Origin of the sequence: Kordia sp. SMS9, from assembly GCF_003352465.1 — a bacterium.
Taxonomy (GTDB): Bacteria; Bacteroidota; Bacteroidia; order Flavobacteriales; family Flavobacteriaceae; genus Kordia.
Genome location: NZ_CP031153.1, coordinates 3,847,198 through 3,864,141, shown reverse-complemented (window position 1 = coordinate 3,864,141; position 16,944 = coordinate 3,847,198). Strand labels below are relative to the sequence as shown.

Annotated in this window: 16 protein-coding genes; 14 read left to right on the top strand and 2 right to left on the bottom strand. The window is 35.2% G+C overall.

Annotated features, from left to right (window positions below; translation table 11 throughout):
- Positions 1-33: 33 nt before the first annotated feature.
- From KORDIASMS9_RS16370 to KORDIASMS9_RS16305, 14 genes are all read left to right on the top strand, one after another.
- Positions 34-1,299, top strand: a complete 1,266-nt coding sequence (locus tag KORDIASMS9_RS16370) for a T9SS type A sorting domain-containing protein (protein WP_114903875.1) — start codon at positions 34-36, stop codon at positions 1,297-1,299.
- A complete protein-coding gene (locus KORDIASMS9_RS16365; RefSeq protein WP_240321070.1) occupies positions 1,300-4,128 on the top strand; it encodes a metalloprotease in 2,829 nt (942 codons plus the stop codon).
- Between the two features lie 353 nt (positions 4,129-4,481).
- Entirely contained in the window at positions 4,482-5,270 is a 789-nt protein-coding gene (locus KORDIASMS9_RS16360) for a YHYH protein (protein ID WP_114903874.1), read from the top strand.
- Between the two features lie 86 nt (positions 5,271-5,356).
- On the top strand, positions 5,357-5,980 hold the full coding sequence (locus KORDIASMS9_RS16355; RefSeq protein WP_162820008.1) for a toxin-antitoxin system YwqK family antitoxin: 624 nt from the start codon (positions 5,357-5,359) through the stop codon (positions 5,978-5,980).
- 278 nt (positions 5,981-6,258) lie between these two features.
- The gene (locus KORDIASMS9_RS16350; RefSeq protein WP_114903872.1) at positions 6,259-8,670 is read left to right on the top strand and encodes a thiamine pyrophosphate-dependent enzyme; all 2,412 of its coding nucleotides are present in this window, start codon (positions 6,259-6,261) and stop codon (positions 8,668-8,670) included.
- A gap of 95 nt (positions 8,671-8,765) precedes the next feature.
- On the top strand, positions 8,766-9,563 hold the full coding sequence (locus KORDIASMS9_RS16345) for a DUF1853 family protein (RefSeq protein ID WP_114903871.1): 798 nt from the start codon (positions 8,766-8,768) through the stop codon (positions 9,561-9,563).
- Positions 9,564-9,670: 107 nt separating this feature from the next.
- Positions 9,671-10,846 (top strand): AraC family transcriptional regulator, encoded by a 1,176-nt coding sequence (locus tag KORDIASMS9_RS16340; protein ID WP_240321069.1) that lies wholly within the window; start codon positions 9,671-9,673, stop codon positions 10,844-10,846.
- Positions 10,847-11,074: 228 nt separating this feature from the next.
- Entirely contained in the window at positions 11,075-11,356 is a 282-nt protein-coding gene (locus KORDIASMS9_RS16335; protein WP_114903870.1) for a GNAT family N-acetyltransferase, read from the top strand.
- 202 nt (positions 11,357-11,558) lie between these two features.
- Positions 11,559-12,341, top strand: coding sequence for a hypothetical protein (locus KORDIASMS9_RS16330; RefSeq protein ID WP_114903869.1), 783 nt, complete (start codon positions 11,559-11,561; stop codon positions 12,339-12,341).
- 158 nt (positions 12,342-12,499) lie between these two features.
- Positions 12,500-12,997: a DoxX family protein gene (locus KORDIASMS9_RS16325; RefSeq protein WP_114903868.1), complete on the top strand. Its 498-nt coding sequence runs from the start codon at positions 12,500-12,502 to the stop codon at positions 12,995-12,997.
- A gap of 35 nt (positions 12,998-13,032) precedes the next feature.
- Positions 13,033-13,521: a hypothetical protein gene (locus KORDIASMS9_RS16320; RefSeq protein WP_162820007.1), complete on the top strand. Its 489-nt coding sequence runs from the start codon at positions 13,033-13,035 to the stop codon at positions 13,519-13,521.
- Between the two features lie 12 nt (positions 13,522-13,533).
- Positions 13,534-13,920 (top strand): hypothetical protein, encoded by a 387-nt coding sequence (locus KORDIASMS9_RS16315; RefSeq protein WP_162820006.1) that lies wholly within the window; start codon positions 13,534-13,536, stop codon positions 13,918-13,920.
- Positions 13,921-13,946: 26 nt separating this feature from the next.
- Positions 13,947-14,837, top strand: coding sequence for a GIN domain-containing protein (locus KORDIASMS9_RS16310; RefSeq protein ID WP_114903865.1), 891 nt, complete (start codon positions 13,947-13,949; stop codon positions 14,835-14,837).
- A gap of 79 nt (positions 14,838-14,916) precedes the next feature.
- The gene (locus KORDIASMS9_RS16305) at positions 14,917-15,816 is read left to right on the top strand and encodes a RimK family alpha-L-glutamate ligase (protein ID WP_114903864.1); all 900 of its coding nucleotides are present in this window, start codon (positions 14,917-14,919) and stop codon (positions 15,814-15,816) included.
- Positions 15,817-15,834: 18 nt separating this feature from the next.
- On the opposite strand, the gene KORDIASMS9_RS16300 is transcribed toward KORDIASMS9_RS16305, so the two are convergent.
- Both KORDIASMS9_RS16300 and KORDIASMS9_RS16295 read right to left on the bottom strand, forming a co-directional pair.
- Positions 15,835-16,533, bottom strand: a complete 699-nt coding sequence (locus tag KORDIASMS9_RS16300; RefSeq protein ID WP_162820005.1) for a hypothetical protein — start codon at positions 16,531-16,533, stop codon at positions 15,835-15,837.
- Positions 16,526-16,927 (bottom strand): hypothetical protein, encoded by a 402-nt coding sequence (locus tag KORDIASMS9_RS16295; RefSeq protein WP_114903862.1) that lies wholly within the window; start codon positions 16,925-16,927, stop codon positions 16,526-16,528. The genes KORDIASMS9_RS16300 and KORDIASMS9_RS16295 overlap by 8 nt, the downstream gene beginning before the upstream one ends.
- Positions 16,928-16,944: the final 17 nt, after the last annotated feature.

Below are 16,944 nucleotides of genomic sequence, written 5' to 3'. Positions count from 1 at the left end.
GTAGAATAATATTGTTACCCGAAAAAGAAAAAAATGAAAAGAAAAATACTCATCCTTTGCTTGCTAGGCATAGGATTACAACAAACAATTGCGCAAGAAAACATAAAAACAATGTTTTACAATCTTCTAAATTATCCTGAATTATCGATAAATCGACTCGATGAATTAGAAGTCATCATTACCGATTATCAACCCGATTTATTTATGGTTTGTGAATTAAATGATGCGTTTGGCGCAGGTTTAATTGACGCGCGCATGCAAATGATCAATCCAAATTATACGCAAGCAACCTATTTTAACAACACTTCAGATGATTTGGGAAGTGACTCCAACTTGCTACAAAACTTAATCTATTACGATAGTTCTAAGTTTATTTTAGAAGGTCAGGACATTATCACCACAACGTTGCGCGATTTCAATCGATATACGTTAAAACTAAATACGGTAAATCAAGCGACGAATCCACTTGTGTTAGAAGTATTTGTGGGACATTTAAAAGCGGGAAACTCTCCCGAAGATGAAATACGACGTTTTTTAATGGTGGAAGAACTCACATCCTATTTATCTACAATTGATCCAAATAGTAAAGTCATCTTTGCAGGTGATTTGAATCTGTATACAAGCAACGACATTACATTTCAAGAATTGACAGATCCTGCAAATGCCATTACGCTGGCAGATCCGATCAATCGTTTGGGCGATTGGCATACAAATAGCAGTTTTATAGATGTGTTTACACAATCTACACGTACACAAGGCGGTTTAGGTGGCGCTACTGGAGGATTTGACGATCGTTTTGATTTTATCATGACTTCTGAAAACCTGTTGACAGGAACGGATTTATATTACAAACCAAACTCGTATAAAGCGTATGGTAACAACTTAAATCCAAACTGTTTCAATCGCGAAATCAACTCGTCTGATTGTGCAGAAGTTCCAGGTTCTGGCGTAAGTTATTCACAAACACTTCGGAATGCACTATACGACATGAGCGATCATTTACCTGTCGTAATGGAACTGGAAACCAACGAACAATTACTAAGTACAGACCAATTTGCTGAAACGAGTACCTTTCAGTTTGTTCGTGGAAATGTAACTGCCGATCAATTGGCATTTATGTTAAATTCTAACACATCAAACAATGAATATGTGATTTACGACGTTTTAGCACGAAAATTAATGTCAGGTAAGGTGAAAAATAACGATATTACCAACGTAAATGTTGCCAACTTACCGAAAGGCATTTACTATATGAAAATTGATAATTACACGGAAACTAAAAAATTTATAAAAAAATAATTGAACACAATACGCACCCATTTCGGACTATACCTACTGTTACTTCTGAGTTTTACAGCTTTTGGACAGCATACAAATACTGTCACAGCAACGCTGCAAGCAGAAAGTAATACGCTGAATGTTGTTCAAAAAATTACCTACACCAACGAAACAGGAACGACACTTTCAGAAATCTATCTCAACGATTGGAGTCACGCCTTTTCAGGAAAAGATACGCAGCTGGCAAAACGCTTTGCAGAAGAATTTCATCGAAACTTCCACTTAGCGCCCGACAAAAAACGTGGGTATACGGCTGTGGCTAATATTTCTGCGAATGCTGCTACATTAGATTGGCAACGTTTGAGAAAACAAGTAGACATCATAAAAGTTACACTGAATCAACCTTTGCTACCAAATGAATCGGTAACGCTTCATTTGAATTATGAAGTCAAATTGCCATACGACGAATTTACACGTTACGGATTCGCCAAAAATGGAGATTTTAGTTTGCGTTATTGGTATATGACGCCTGCGGCTTACAGAAATGGTTGGATTTTATACAGCAACAAAAACTTAGACGATTTATACACGGAACAAGCAGATCATAACATTACGTTGATTGTTCCCGAAAAGTTTCAAGTCGTTTCAGGAGCGGATTCAGTAACAAATGATGGCAACGGAATGATTCAACTCAAATCCAAAAATGTAAAAGACATCACCATTTTACTGCGTCAAAACTCACAATTTAAAACGTTTCAAACAGACAAAGTAAGTATTACTACCAACATTGATCCGTATCGTTTGGACGAAAAAGAACAAGCAATTTCCATTGATAAAGTGGTGCAATTCATTCATGAAAAACTAGGCGCATTCCCAAGAGAAAAGATGATGATTTCTCAAATTGACAATAAAAAAAATCCCGTGTACGGATTAGGTCAATTGCCATCTTTCGTCAGACCATTTACAGACGCGTTTCAATACGAAATAAAAATCCTAAAGGCGATTCTGGAGAAAAACCTAGAAGAATCTATGTGGATGGACACACGTACGGAAAAGTGGATTTCTGATGCCATCGAAATTTATATGATGATGGGATATGCAGAAACCTTCTATCCGAATATGAAACTGACTGGCGGATTGTCGAAAGTATGGGGAATTCGTTCGTATGAATTTGCCAAACTCGATTTTAATGATCAATATCCGTTTATGTTCATGTTGATGGCGCGTAAAAATATTGATCAACCCTTAAATACTTCAAAAGATTCGCTGACAAAATTCAACAACAATATCGCCAACAAATACAAAGCTGGTGTAGGATTGAAATACCTAAAATCATATTTTGATGAAACAGTCATTGATGATTTTGTCAAAGAATACTACGCAAAAAATCGTTTACAGATATCAACGCGAAAAGACTTTGAAAATTTACTAAAATCGAAAGCTCCGAAAGATATTGATTGGTACTTTGACAACTATGTAGATTCCAGAAAACGAATTGATTACAAAATCAAAAAAGTAAAAAAAGTAGAGGATTCGTTGCGCGTAACCATTCAAAATAAATACGACGGCAACTTCCCTATTTCACTCTTCGGAATCAAAAATGATTCGGTCGTTTCTAAATATTGGGTGACGGATATTGGCAAAAAGAAAACGGTGACCATTCCGAGCGATAGTATTGATCGTTTGGTGTTGAATTATGATAAAATCATTCCTGAATTCAATCAGCGTGACAATTGGAAATCGTTAAATGGTTTCTTTGCGAACAATAAAAAATTACGTCTCACTTTCTTTAAAGATGCAGAAAATCCACATTACAATCAAATATTCTTTGTGCCAGTGGCGCGATTTAACTTATATGATGGTTTTACCCCAGGAATGCGCTTGTACAACAAAGTATTTTTGACCAAACGTTTTTTATATGATTTAAAACCGTCGTACGGACTGCGTTCAAAGCAATTGGTAGGTTCGGGAAGTATATCGTATCGTCATGACATTGAAAGTGAAAATAGCGATTTGTATTTTACGCGATTTACCGTGGGCGGAAACTACTTTAACTACGCGGAAGACTTAGCATATACGCGTTTTGTGCCGAAAATTACCTTTGGTTTTAGAGATCCCGATTTTAGATCCAATCAAAAAGAATTTATTGATTTACGGTATGTGATCGTTCAGCGTGAACAATCAGAAATACCAACGCTTTCAACGGATGATGATGAGCCAAATTACAGTGTGTTCAATGCGCGTTATGTATATTCAAATCCAGATCCAATTCGTCACATGGTTTGGTTTACGGACTTTCAAATTACCAAAAAATTCTCTAAAATTTCCTTCAATTTAGACTATAGAAAACTCTTTAGAGACAACCGTCAATTAAATGTGCGTTTCTTCTTTGGAAAATTTTTATTCAACGATACCAATTCAGACTTTTTCAGTTTTGCACTCGACAGACCTACAGATTATTTGTTTGATTACAACTATTACGGTCGATCAGAAGACACAGGCTTGTTCAGTCAGCAATTAGTAGTGGCTGAAGGAGGATTTAAGTCCAAACTAGAAAATCCATTCTCCAACGATTGGATAGGAACTTCTAACGTAAGTTACAGCCTTTGGAAATGGGTAGAAGCCTATGGAGACGTTGGATTCATCAAAAATAACGGAAGCAATATGCGCTTTGTCTACGACTCAGGAATTCGTTTGAACTTGGTGCCCGATTTCTTTGAATTGTATTTCCCTGTCTACTCCAATAACGGTTGGGAAATTGCACAGCCAGGTTTTGATCAACGCATCCGATTCATTGTAACGCTCAGTCCTAAAACGTTGACGAAGCTCTTTACTAGGAAGTGGTTCTAAACTTTTTTTGAATTAGTAGTTATTATTTAATTGGTATTAGTTAGAAATAGTAAACTTCTTCATCAAATTAAACCTTTTATGAAAAAGAAGGTCTAACTATCATTGAAATGGAAGAATTATCTAATGATAATTGAATTATACCAAATAAACTATAAAATGCGACTTTAGAGACGAAGTTGCTTTGGTAGTATAGGACGTAGTAGATTTTTTGCATAGCTGTAGCTACGGAAAGAAGCTGCAAGGAACTATACTGCCAAATGAACGAGTTTATATGTTGCATCTTATGGTTTATTTGGTATTACTTCTACACAAGTCTTAAAAAAAACATCTATTAACAAACCAATCAGCAAGAAATGAAACATTCAAAGTTCACACACTTCCTATTTTTAGTAGCCATCACTTTCATTGTATCCTGTAGCGACGACAACAACAACGATACAACACCAGTTGATCCTACACCTTCTACAGAAAGCAGCACACCGTTAGCTGCATTTGATGAATTTAACACAAATTCGGTTACTATTTCATTTAGTGGTGATGAAATCACTATTGATTCCAACGGTATACCCAATCATACTTCTCCATACTGGAATCCTGCAGAACCTTTATACATAAATCCTGTGGTTGCACTTGCACAAACGCCTGGAGCTATCGGAGAACGCAGTTTTACAGTAACGGTTCCTGCCGCTCCTGAACTTGCTGCTACAAGTACAGCAACTGGACTTGGTCCAATTGGAATTTCGGTAACTGGCACTCCGATATTTAACGACACTGAAGGACCTAATGTACCGCTGGAAGCACAAATTGCAGAAACTTTTGATTATGCTGGCGCTCACATGGGACCATCTGGCTATCACTATCATGTAGAATCGTCTGACGTTCCTGAAAATACGGTGCTATCACATGATGATGAAAAATTAATTGGCATTATGGCTGATGGTTTTTTAATTTATGGTAGAAAATGCAATTCAACGGGCGATTATCCAACAAACTTAGATGCTTCTGGAGGACACAGATCTACGTCTCAACACAGTGACGGAGAGGAATTTTATCACTATCATGTCATTAATGAATATTATTTAGGAACTATTATTGTGCTTTTTGGTGTGGACTTGCAAGGAACTCCAAATACGATTATGTAACAATAAATAATCATTCATTAAAGAACATTTTTCGTGTACTTTTAATAAATGATTTATTTTTTTGATTCCACACTAAAATCTTGAAAATGAAACTATCTTTTTGGGCATTTATATGTATGAGCTTTTTAGTAATTGGTTGTGCTGATCGAAAGGAAAAACCAACCGTAACGACGACTGCGGAATTCTCTGTAGAAATACCAAATACAAGCGTTTTAAAATCTACACTAAAATATCATCCTAAAAAATCCTTGTGGACAGTAAACAATGTGCCATATTCAGGATTTGCCGTAAGTTATTATCCAGATGGAATCTTAAAAGAAGAGTTTGGTATTTTAAATGGCTTGAAGCAAAATAAATATTTAAAATGGTATCCTGATGGACATTTACAAAATGTTACTACATATCATCAAGGGAAATTACATGGCGAAAAGAAAATATGGTCTTCTGATGCAGCCCATGTGTTAATTGCACAGCTTCAGTACGACACAGGAAAAGCTCATGGTGAGCAAAAAAAATGGTACGCAACAGGAGAAGTTTATAAAAAATTAAACTTACACAAAGGAAAAGAAGAAGGTTTGCAACAAGCATTTCGAAAAAATGGTGTCTTGTATGCGAATTACGAAGCGCGTGAAGGCAGAATCTTTGGACTAAAAAAAGCAGCGTTATGCTACGGATTAGAAGATGAAAAAGTTCAATATGAAAATAAATAATCTTTTAGAAGGATGCCTATCAATTACATATTGAAATCTTCAACAAACTACTTACAAATATAGGTTGCAAACGAATGATAGTGTTAGAATATAATACTTCAATTTCTCTTTCAAAACATTAAACATTTATCAGCTAAAAAGTTATTTTTTGCCAAAAATTAAACATTTCGCATTAAAAACTAAATTTTATTACATTATTCACACTTTTTTAAGACTTCGATATATTGCAAAAGTGGTCGTTTTTTTGTACTTTTGCGCGACTTCAATTCAAGAAAACTATGCAAGCAAAAGTTGAAAACACTCAAAATATTTCATTCGATCAATTCAAAGAAGAAATTATTCAAGATTATACAACAGCAGTCATCAGTCGCGAATGTAGTCTTTTAGGTCGTAGAGAAGTATTGACAGGAAAAGCGAAGTTTGGCATTTTTGGCGATGGAAAAGAAGTACCACAATTAGCCATGGCAAAAGCGTTTCAAAATGGTGACTTTCGTTCGGGTTACTATCGCGATCAAACCTTTATGATGGCAATTGGCGAACTAAACATTCAACAATTTTTTGCAGGTTTGTATGCACACACCGATATTGATGTAGAACCAATGTCTGCCGGAAGACAAATGGGCGGACACTTTGCTACGCATAGCTTGGACAAAAATGGCGAATGGAAAAATTTAACACAACAAAAAAATTCAAGTGCCGACATCTCTCCTACTGCGGGACAAATGCCACGATTGCTAGGATTGGCACAAGCATCTAAAATATACCGACATGTAACAGGAATTGATGCAGAGAAATTTTCTGTAAACGGAAACGAAATTGCTTGGGGAACGATTGGAAATGCAAGTACAAGTGAAGGATTATTCTTTGAAACCATCAATGCTGCGGGCGTATTACAAGTTCCTATGGTGATGAGTGTTTGGGATGATGAATACGGAATTTCAGTACATGCCAAGCATCAAACTACCAAAGAAAATATATCTGAAATCTTAAAAGGATTTCAACGTACGGAAACGGAAAACGGATATGAAATCTTTACCGTCAACGGTTGGGATTATCCTTCATTAATAGCAACGTATCAAAAAGCTGCTGACATCTCGCGCGAGCAACATGTTCCTGTGTTGATTCATGTACAGCAAGTTACACAACCACAAGGACATTCAACTTCGGGTTCGCATGAGCGTTACAAAAGCAAAGAGCGTTTGGCGTGGGAAGTAGAATACGATTGTAATGCACAAATGCGAAAGTGGATTATTGAAAATGGTATCGAAACTGATGAAACGCTAACAGAGCTTGAAAAAGACATTAAAAAGCGTGTCCGCGATGGTAAAAAAGCTGCTTGGAAAGATTTTGTAGCGCCCATGAAGCAAGAGCAAATTGAAGTATTGAATTTGTTAACCAATTTGGCAGCAACAAGTCCAAATAAAGTTTTCATCAACAAACTTAAAGAAGAATTGGGCGCCATTGCAGAACCAATTCGTAAAGAAATTGCAGGATATGCGCGTAAAGCACTGCGTTTGGTCATTGGCGAAAACACACCAGAACGACAAGCATTGAGCCATTGGATTTCAACATACTTCAAGAAAATTCAACCAAAATACAGTTCACATTTATATAGTGAATCGGCAAAAAGTGTTTTAAAAATTCAATCGGAAGCACCAGAATATACTCACGATTCAGAAGAAGTAGATGCACGTATTGTATTGCGTGATAATTTTGATGCGCTCTTTACAAAATATCCAGAAGCCTTAGTTTTTGGTGAAGATGCCGGCGAAATCGGAGATGTAAATCAAGGATTGGAAGGCATGCAAGAAAAATACGGAAAATTGCGTGTTTCTGATACAGGAATTCGTGAAGCAACTATTTTAGGACAAGGAATTGGAATGGCAATGCGCGGATTGCGTCCGATTGCAGAAATTCAATACTTAGATTATTTATTATACGCGTTGCAAATTATGAGTGACGATTTGGCAACCGTTTTATACAGAACCAAAGGAACACAAAAAGCGCCTGTCATCATTCGTACGCGTGGACATCGTTTGGAAGGAATCTGGCATTCAGGTTCACCGATGGGCGCGATTATCAATTCCATCAAAGGAATTCATGTCTTAGTTCCTAGAAACATGACCAAAGCCGCTGGTTTTTACAATACATTGTTAGAAAGTGACGAACCTGCCTTAGTGATAGAATGCTTAAATGGCTATCGTTTAAAAGAAAAATTACCTACGAATTTAGGAGAATTCAAAACGAAAATTGGTGTCGTAGAAACTATCAAAGAAGGAAGTGATATGACGGTGGTTTCGTATGGTTCTACACTTCGCATTGTAGAACAAGCTGCCAAAGAATTGCAAGCCGTCGGAATTGACATTGAAATCATTGACTGTCAATCGTTGATTCCGTTTGACATTGATCACGATTGTGTAAAAAGTGTACAAAAAACAAATCGTTTATTGGTCGTAGACGAAGATGTGCCAGGTGGCGCTTCTGCGTTTATCTTACAACATATTGTAGACGAACAAAACGGATATCAATATTTAGATAGCAAACCGCAAACACTTTCTGCCAAAGCACACAGACCAGCGTATGGAACGGATGGAGATTATTTCTCAAAGCCTTCTGCGGAAGATATTTTTGAGAAAATCTATGCGATGATGCATGAAGCAAATCCTTCAGATTTTCCTGAGTTGTATTAAGCATTTCGTCATGCTGAACTTGATTCAGCATCATAGAAAATATATAAACGCCAAACTGTGATAGTTTGGCGTTTTTTATTTGTTACATTTATCAAATGAATACAACTTCGAGAATCTCCTCCATTATACATGCTACGCAGCTAGAAACTTCTTTGACAGGAATTCCGACGTTTTCACTTTCTGAATTACAAATTACCACACTTCCCGAAGTCCAATTACCTACCAATCGTAGATTGGGACATTTGGTAGAAAAAGTAGTTTCGGAATTGATCAAAGCTTCTGAAAACTACAATATGTTGTATGAAAACGTTCAAATCATACAACACAAAAATACCATTGGCGAACTTGATTTTATCATTCAACAGAAAGCTACAACTAAAATTATTCACTTAGAATTGGCGTATAAATTTTATCTGTTTGATCCGACATTTTCTGCAAATGCTTCTAAAAACTGGATTGGTCCAAACCGAAAAGATGCACTACATGAAAAATTAGAAAAGCTGCAACAAAAACAGTTTCCACTACTCTATCATGAAGCTACAAAAGCAAAATTACCGACTATAAACGTTCAAAAAATCACGCAAAAGCTCTGTGTATTGGCGAATTTATTTGTTCCATATCAAGCTACACTAAAACTGAATTCTACATTTCAAAAAGCGATTAAAGGCGTTTATATGAACTTTGAAATCTTTACACGTTTAGACAATTCCGCGAAAGCGTACTACATTCCACCCAAAAAAGCATGGGGAATTGATCCTTCGGAACATGAAGTTTGGACAGATTTTAAAGGTGTAAAAGCATCTATTCTCGAAAATCTATCCGCAAAACGATCGCTTTTATGCTGGCAGAAACACAACGCTACTTTTGAAACATTTTTTATAGTTTGGTGGTAGTATCAATCCGTAAAAACAGTCTCAAATCGTATCATGAGTCAATTTCCATGCTAAAAAACTAAAAAAGTTTAGTAGTTTTGAGTGCAATCAAAAAAATAAACGCATTCATGTTTCTGTTTCCTTATTTTAATATACACAGCACACCTTTATTAGTTCTTGTCATACAAGCATTGGTATTGGTAGGATTGTTATTAAAACGATATGCTGAAAAAAAGAATGCTTCTGACGCTATTTTGGCAATTTTATTATTGATTGTTTCCTATACACAAATCTGCTACACCGTTGGTTTTATGGGTTGGTATGATACGTTTCGCAATACGAAAATCAACTATTTCTTAATACCTGCTGGAACTGCGATTGCTCCGTTGATCTATTTTTATGTAAAATCTGTGACGAAGTCCAATTTCAAATTTTTAAAACAACACTGGTGGCATTTCGCCATTCCGTTGAGCATAGTTGTCTATCGCTTAACAATTTATACGTATGATGCGTTGCAACCTGGATTCAACGAAACGCAAAACGGTATTTTAAAAATTGAACTTGATGAACCCTTTGTCCTTCCTATTTTATCCATCGTTGGATTTTCTGTGATGTTGCTCTATTTGGCATTTACGATACAATTATACGTTAATTACAGACAAAAAATAAAGCAATACTTCTCTAATATTTTTAAGCTGGAGCTGAATTGGATTCGCAATTTTCTCATCGTATTTACGATATTATTCCTATACAGTTCGATACAAGATTTTATTGGAAGCGTGCTCGTAGATTTAGGATACGACGAACGTTGGTGGCTCAATTTATGCATGGCAATTTGTGCGATTTATATAGGTTTGAAAGGCTATTTTACAGACACTACGAAGTTGAACAAACTGGACTTTAGTTTTTCGCCAGAGCGAATCTCCATTCCTGAAGCGTCAAAAGATTCCAAAAAAGAAGTTGAAAATACGGCTATACAAGCGATTGAAGCATTAATGCAACATGAAAAGCCGTACTTAAATCCAGATTTAAACTTGTCAGAACTCGCCAAACAAGCCAATCTTACACGTGGACAACTTTCTGAAATTATCAACACAGGATTTCAAATGAACTTCAATGATTTTGTAAATTCCTATCGTGTCAATGCCTTCAAAGGAATGCTAAAAGAAGGCAAACACAAACAATTGTCCTTACTCGGAATTGCCTACGAATGCGGTTTCAACAGCAAAGCTACCTTCAACAGAGTCTTTAAAAAACTCACCAACTTCTCTCCTACGCAATACTTGCAGTCTTTGGCTGGGTGATTTTTTTGTCTTTTTGTTTTTTGTTGATCTGTCAATTTGGTTTTTTTGTCAATTTGGTTTTCGTCAATTTGTTGATTTGTTTTTTGGAACTATCTAACATTCTAATAACAAAGTGCGTCTCAAAAAGTACGTCTCAAATCGTAAAACTACTTTTTCAGCATTTTTTTTGAGTCATCATTTCTATATAAATTGTATTTTTAAGAATACTTGATATCAACCAAGCGACTTATGGAAATCACTAGAAACGATTACGGAAAAAAAGGACAATTTACACTACGTGAAAACGATCAACAAATTGGTAAAATGACGTATACTTGGGCAGGAGAAAGTAAATTCATCATTGATCACACAGAAGTTGACGACAATCGTGAGGGCAACGGATTCGGTAAAAAAATGGTGATGGAAGCTGTAAAATTCGCTAGAGAAAATACTATCAAAATTTTGCCACTGTGTCCATTTGCCAAAAGAGTCTTCGAAAAAAACAAAGACATTCAGGATGTAGAATTTTAAGATACATTTCAAAAACTACGCACATAGTATGCAACCCAATATTTAAAAAATTAAAAGTCTTTTTGATGATTTTGAAGTTGGGTAAAAAAATAGTAGTTTTAAAAATAACCAAACTCTTAAAAAATAGGGTTGATTACAGTACAAATAACAGGAATTCCCGTTATGAATATGTTTGCTTCCAATATCACCAACCAAGAAACCAATGATTAAATTCTTTAGAAAAATTAGGCAAAATTTACTTCTCGAAAACAATTTCAGAAAATATGTATTGTATGCTATCGGTGAAATCCTTTTAGTAATCATCGGTATTTTAATTGCGTTACAAATCAATAATAAAAATACGGAAAGAATTGAAAGGAAAATCTTCGAGAGTAACTTGCAATATGTCATTGAGGATATAAAAAAAGATAAAGTAGATTTATTAGAAATTAAAGCGCGAAGAGATATTGTTGAGAATCAAATTAAGTTTATATTAAATGCCATAACAGAAGAAAAAACGCTTGCTCCTATTGAAATATTATCTAATTTAGGAATCTTCAATTGGCAGTATTACCATCGAAATAATAGTGGGTTTGAAAGGATTTTGTCGAGCAATTTATATGAATCCAATGAATTTTTCGAGGTGAGAGAAAAAATTAAGGCGTATGAAGAAATCAATAATGGCTACAGCGACACTGAAAAAAGATTAAATGAATTTCTTGAAGAAATGGAAATTGAAATGTTTAAGAAAGGTTCAAATCTGGAGTATTTAGAATATATCAATCTATGGCAAAGTGTGGACTGGAAACCTGATGCTGAAATGAAAGTTAAAATCGAAAATTTCAAAATAGATTTCGATACATTTATAAAAAATAATCCTCCAATGCTGTCTGCATTACGACGTAGTTTGGTCATGATTCCAACGATGATTACCATTTCTGACATGACCATAAATTCTGGTGAAGAAGTAAAACAAGAAATTGAGAATTATTTGAAGAAAAAATAAAGGAAGGCGAACAGCGAAGCGTCTACATTCCGACTAGCTTACTGCAAAATAAGACGTCTCAAATCGTACAATAAGCCGAATCTACACGTTTTAAGTCGCACAACAGCAATTGATGTTGCAAATTTGTATCAAACAAAACGAAACAAATTTTATGCATCATGAAAACGCTCAAAAATTACTTTAACAGCATTACAACTCCTAAAACACAAAAGGATTGGTTTGCCGATTTGCTATTCGCTATCATCAGAATTATATGTGGATTACTATTAGCCATTGATTTTGGCGCCAGCAAATTTGGAATGCCTTGGACACACGAAGGACAAAACTTAAACCTATTTGAAGTCGCTGCTTGGTTTCCAGAAGATGTTGCCAACTATGGTGGAATTTTTGCTGTATTTCCTATATTCTTCGCATGGATGGGCGCATGTAGTGAAGCTGTTGGCGGATTGCTACTCGCACTCGGATTGCAAACACGAATCGCATCCTTTCTAATTATGTGTACCATGCTCGTTGCCATCTTTATGCAAAAATGGGGACAAGGAACGTGGGGAATGCTTCCCGCAATGGGATTCCTATGGATCGCAATTTACAATCTCTATTTCGGTTCAGGACGCTTCGGAATTGATTATCTCATTAGCAAAAAAATAAACGCATAAACATTCATCAATTATTTAATCTTTAATCAAAAAATATGAAAACTTTACTCACACTTTGTATCACCATCGCTATGTCCATCTTCGCGCAAGCACAAGAAAAAGTAAACATGTCAGACTTTGAAAGTTTGAACAACACCAATTGGAAAGGCGAATTAATGTACGTCAACTACAGCGACAATAAGGAAGTAACCTTGCCAACAATGCTTCAAATCGAAATAAAACGGTACAAAATCATCTTCACTACAAAATATACAACTGAAGAAAGCGAAAACAACAAAAGCACGCTAAAAGTTAAAAAAGATGGAACGTATATAGGAAAGCAAAAAGTCACGAAAGTCAACCGATTGGCAAATGGAAGCCTAGAAATCGAAACCATGTATGAAGGTTTAGATGATAACAGAGACGCAACTATTTACATTACGTATTTCTTTAATGACACAACACTTACCATGAAAAAAGAAGTGGAATTTAAAGACGCACCTGGAAAATTTATTCGCAATCGCTATTCATACATCAAATCATAAAAAACAATCAAAATGAAACATCTATTTAGCATATTAACGCTCCTATTATTAATCAGCATCACAAGTTGTGTGCAAGAAACACACTTAAAAACCATCACTTTTAAAGTACGTATGAATGGTGTTGAAAATCCAAAAAATGTGGGAATTAAAGGAAATTTTACAAATCCTTCATGGAAACAACTAATTCCGATGACAGACGATAATAATGATGGAATTTACGAAGTGACGCTAAGCGAAAAAACAGCCGCAAATGGGATTCAATTCAAGTTTGTCAATCAAAATGATCAATATGAAATGAAAAACCAGCCAAATAGAACCTTAAAATTTAAATACCAACCACAAACACTTACGTACATAGCTACTTTTAACATTGCTGAAAGTACTGTAACTGCTCAATAAAAAACAAATCATAAAAATCTAAAAAAATGAAAAAGATACTAATCGTACTAATTTTAATAGGAAACTTCGCTGCGGCACAAGTCAAAGGAAATAAAAAAATCATCACGCGTACATTTCCGCTTGAGAATATTCAGAAGATTAAGATCAATTTTTACGCGAAAGTTACGATTGATCCTTCTGCGGAAGAAGGAATGACAATAACTACGGATGAAAATGTCATGGATTTGATTGGAAAAGAAGTCGTTGATAACACACTGTATTTAGATCAAAAAGAATGGATTTCACCATCGCAAGCTACCATTATGATTGGTGCGCCAAATTTACGACATGTAGTAACAGGCACACACGATGTCACGAAAATCATCAATGTAAACAACGATTATTTACAACTCACTGCACCAATTGGAACGATTAGTATAGAAGGAAAAACCAAAGAATTCCGTTTAGGTGTCGAACTCGCAAAAGTAGACGCTTCAAAATTGGTAGCAGAAAATGCCTTTGTCAACATTTGGAGTTGGGGAAATGCAAAAGTAAATGTAATCAACACGCTAGATGCAGAGGTAAAAAATAGCGGAAAATTGATCTATGTAAATTCTCCTAAAAAACTGAAAAAGAAAACACGAAAAGAAGGCCGTATTGTAAGTGTGGAAACTTCAGATCGTATTAAAAATCCGGATGCAGAGTGGATTCATTTCAAAATAAAAAACAATAATTCGAAAAGAAATAACTTCTTTGTAGTTGGTCCAAAAAAAGATGGTTCTAAGTTTGGCTATGGTTTCCCAATGATGCCAAATACAACCCGAAAAGAAAATTGGACGGTTGGCACTAAAATATACAAAGTCAACCGATTAGGATTCCGAAAACTATTAATTACCATCAAAAAAGAAGATGAAGATACGACGGTAAAACTATTTTAAAAATAACTACATATATTTTGGTAACGAGGCTGTCTGAAAAGGCTGTCTTTTTTATATTTGTGAAGCTTAAACTCTCACTATGAAACCCATTGATATTGTCATTCTTACAGACAATCGCTATACAAACCCAATAGAACGCGATGCATATATTGATAATATCTTATTGGAAGATCAACTAGTGCAAGATGCGTTGGAAGCAGCAGGTTTTATTGTAAAAAGACTTGCTTGGGATGATGCTACTTTTGATTGGAACTTGACAAAATACGCGCTTTTTAGAACGACTTGGGATTATTTTGATCGCTTTGACGAGTTTTCAATTTGGTTGGAAAAGGTAAGTCGAGAAACAACATTGTTGAATTCTGCTAAGATGATTTATTGGAATATTGACAAACACTATCTGCAAGATTTAGCCAAAAAAGATGTGGCAATTGTGCCAACCTACTTTATGGAAAAAGGCGATACACGTTCGTTAGCAGAGATTCACAAAGAACTTTCTTGGACAGAAACCGTCGTAAAACCTTGTGTTTCAGGCGCAGCGCGACATACATATAAGTTGAATCTAACAAATATTGGCGAGCATGAAAACATATACAAAGAACTGATCATGAAAGAAGCGATGATGTTGCAACCGTTTATGCATCAAATTGTAACCAAAGGTGAAATATCTTTAATAGTAATCAACGGAAAATATACACATTCGATCTTAAAAAAAGCCAAAAAAGGCGATTTCAGAGTACAAGATGATTTCGGGGGAAGCGTTCACGAATATCAAGCCTCCAAAGAAGAAATTGAATTTGCAGAAAAAGCCGTGCAAGCCTGTATTGAATTGCCTATATATGCACGCGTAGATATGATTTGGGACAACAAAAATAAACTCGCCATCTCAGAATTAGAATTGATAGAACCTGAATTGTGGTTTCGTTACAACCATGATGCAGCTACACAATTGGCGAAAGGAATTAAAGAAATCAATTCATAAAAAGCGAAGTTTTAACTATCAATTACGAGCTGATTTTTGGTACGTTAACGCCTTTCTAATTTGTTCTTTGATAGCAATTGCTAACGCATCTGGAATTGTATCACTATGGTACATTTTACTCCATACTAGACTAAATTCATGAAACAGGATATCTTCTGATTTTTCTATTGGAACGTGATGTGCTGTATCTTTTAAAATTCCAAAATCTCTGTAAAAGCGTGTATGATCGTTTATGGGTTGCGGAAAACCTCCTGTAAAATAACCAGTTACTAGTAAAAACGGGATTTTGTTTGAATATACTATTGGAAACAAATTGGCTTCATCTTCCGCGTTAGGCATGTCATAATCGAACTTCCCTATCCTAATTTCTGGATGCTTATGCGTAGTGGGCACCTCAAACAGCATTCTTAAAAGAAGAAACAATCCAAAATGATCTGTATGTACCGTGGAATGATGTACAAATTCTTCTACAGCAATAAGTGCATCGTCCTTTCCAAGCGAAGCAAGTCTATCTGCAACCGCTGTAAAAAACATGGGATTAAAATCTTGTGGCGTCATCGTACTAATTGCTTCAAGATCATTCTGCAAACTATCCATAATTGTCGTATTTATTTCATTTGTATTTAAAATTGAAGGCTTTTTTTTAGAAATAGTACAGCTACAAAACATCAACATAGTCAATATACTTAAAAGTATGGCAGCAACAACTTTACTCATGAATCATTTCAATTTTGTTAATCAATAAAGGCGCTGAATGCACTAACTCTTCATTTATTTCTAAATCAATACCATACAAACCTACATTTTGAATTTCAAAAGGAGGCACTTCTAGCCCAAAAGATACAGGAATGTTTTTATCAACACTCTTCATTTCAAATGAACTTGTAGCAGTTTTTGGAGTTTTGGACTTCTTATCAATAATAGTTAATTTTAATTGAATTTCACCTTCAAAACCAGAAATAGATACAAAAATCCCAAAGGAGCTTGTAAGCATAAACGGAAGCGTAGGCACATTAATTTGATGAAACAATCCAGACAAAATAAATTTTCTAGAACTTACATCTTGATATATATTATCTGCTAACAATAAAGCTTCTACAGTGTATTTCATAGTATAAATTAGTTAAA

Bases quoted from the DNA above. Each gene is read 5' to 3' on its own strand.
- KORDIASMS9_RS16370 (WP_114903875.1), top strand. From the start codon at position 34: ATGAAAAGAAAAATACTCATCCTTTGCTTGCTAGGCATAGGATTACAA.
- KORDIASMS9_RS16360 (WP_114903874.1), top strand. From the start codon at position 4,482: ATGAAACATTCAAAGTTCACACACTTCCTATTTTTAGTAGCCATCACT.
- KORDIASMS9_RS16355 (WP_162820008.1), top strand. From the start codon at position 5,357: ATGAAACTATCTTTTTGGGCATTTATATGTATGAGCTTTTTAGTAATT.
- KORDIASMS9_RS16350 (WP_114903872.1), top strand. From the start codon at position 6,259: ATGCAAGCAAAAGTTGAAAACACTCAAAATATTTCATTCGATCAATTC.
- KORDIASMS9_RS16345 (WP_114903871.1), top strand. From the start codon at position 8,766: ATGAATACAACTTCGAGAATCTCCTCCATTATACATGCTACGCAGCTA.
- KORDIASMS9_RS16340 (WP_240321069.1), top strand. From the start codon at position 9,671: ATGTTTCTGTTTCCTTATTTTAATATACACAGCACACCTTTATTAGTT.
- KORDIASMS9_RS16335 (WP_114903870.1), top strand. From the start codon at position 11,075: ATGGAAATCACTAGAAACGATTACGGAAAAAAAGGACAATTTACACTA.
- KORDIASMS9_RS16330 (WP_114903869.1), top strand. From the start codon at position 11,559: ATGATTAAATTCTTTAGAAAAATTAGGCAAAATTTACTTCTCGAAAAC.
- KORDIASMS9_RS16325 (WP_114903868.1), top strand. From the start codon at position 12,500: ATGAAAACGCTCAAAAATTACTTTAACAGCATTACAACTCCTAAAACA.
- KORDIASMS9_RS16320 (WP_162820007.1), top strand. From the start codon at position 13,033: ATGAAAACTTTACTCACACTTTGTATCACCATCGCTATGTCCATCTTC.
- KORDIASMS9_RS16315 (WP_162820006.1), top strand. From the start codon at position 13,534: ATGAAACATCTATTTAGCATATTAACGCTCCTATTATTAATCAGCATC.
- KORDIASMS9_RS16310 (WP_114903865.1), top strand. From the start codon at position 13,947: ATGAAAAAGATACTAATCGTACTAATTTTAATAGGAAACTTCGCTGCG.
- KORDIASMS9_RS16305 (WP_114903864.1), top strand. From the start codon at position 14,917: ATGAAACCCATTGATATTGTCATTCTTACAGACAATCGCTATACAAAC.
- KORDIASMS9_RS16300 (WP_162820005.1), bottom strand. From the start codon at position 16,533: ATGAGTAAAGTTGTTGCTGCCATACTTTTAAGTATATTGACTATGTTG.
- KORDIASMS9_RS16295 (WP_114903862.1), bottom strand. From the start codon at position 16,927: ATGAAATACACTGTAGAAGCTTTATTGTTAGCAGATAATATATATCAA.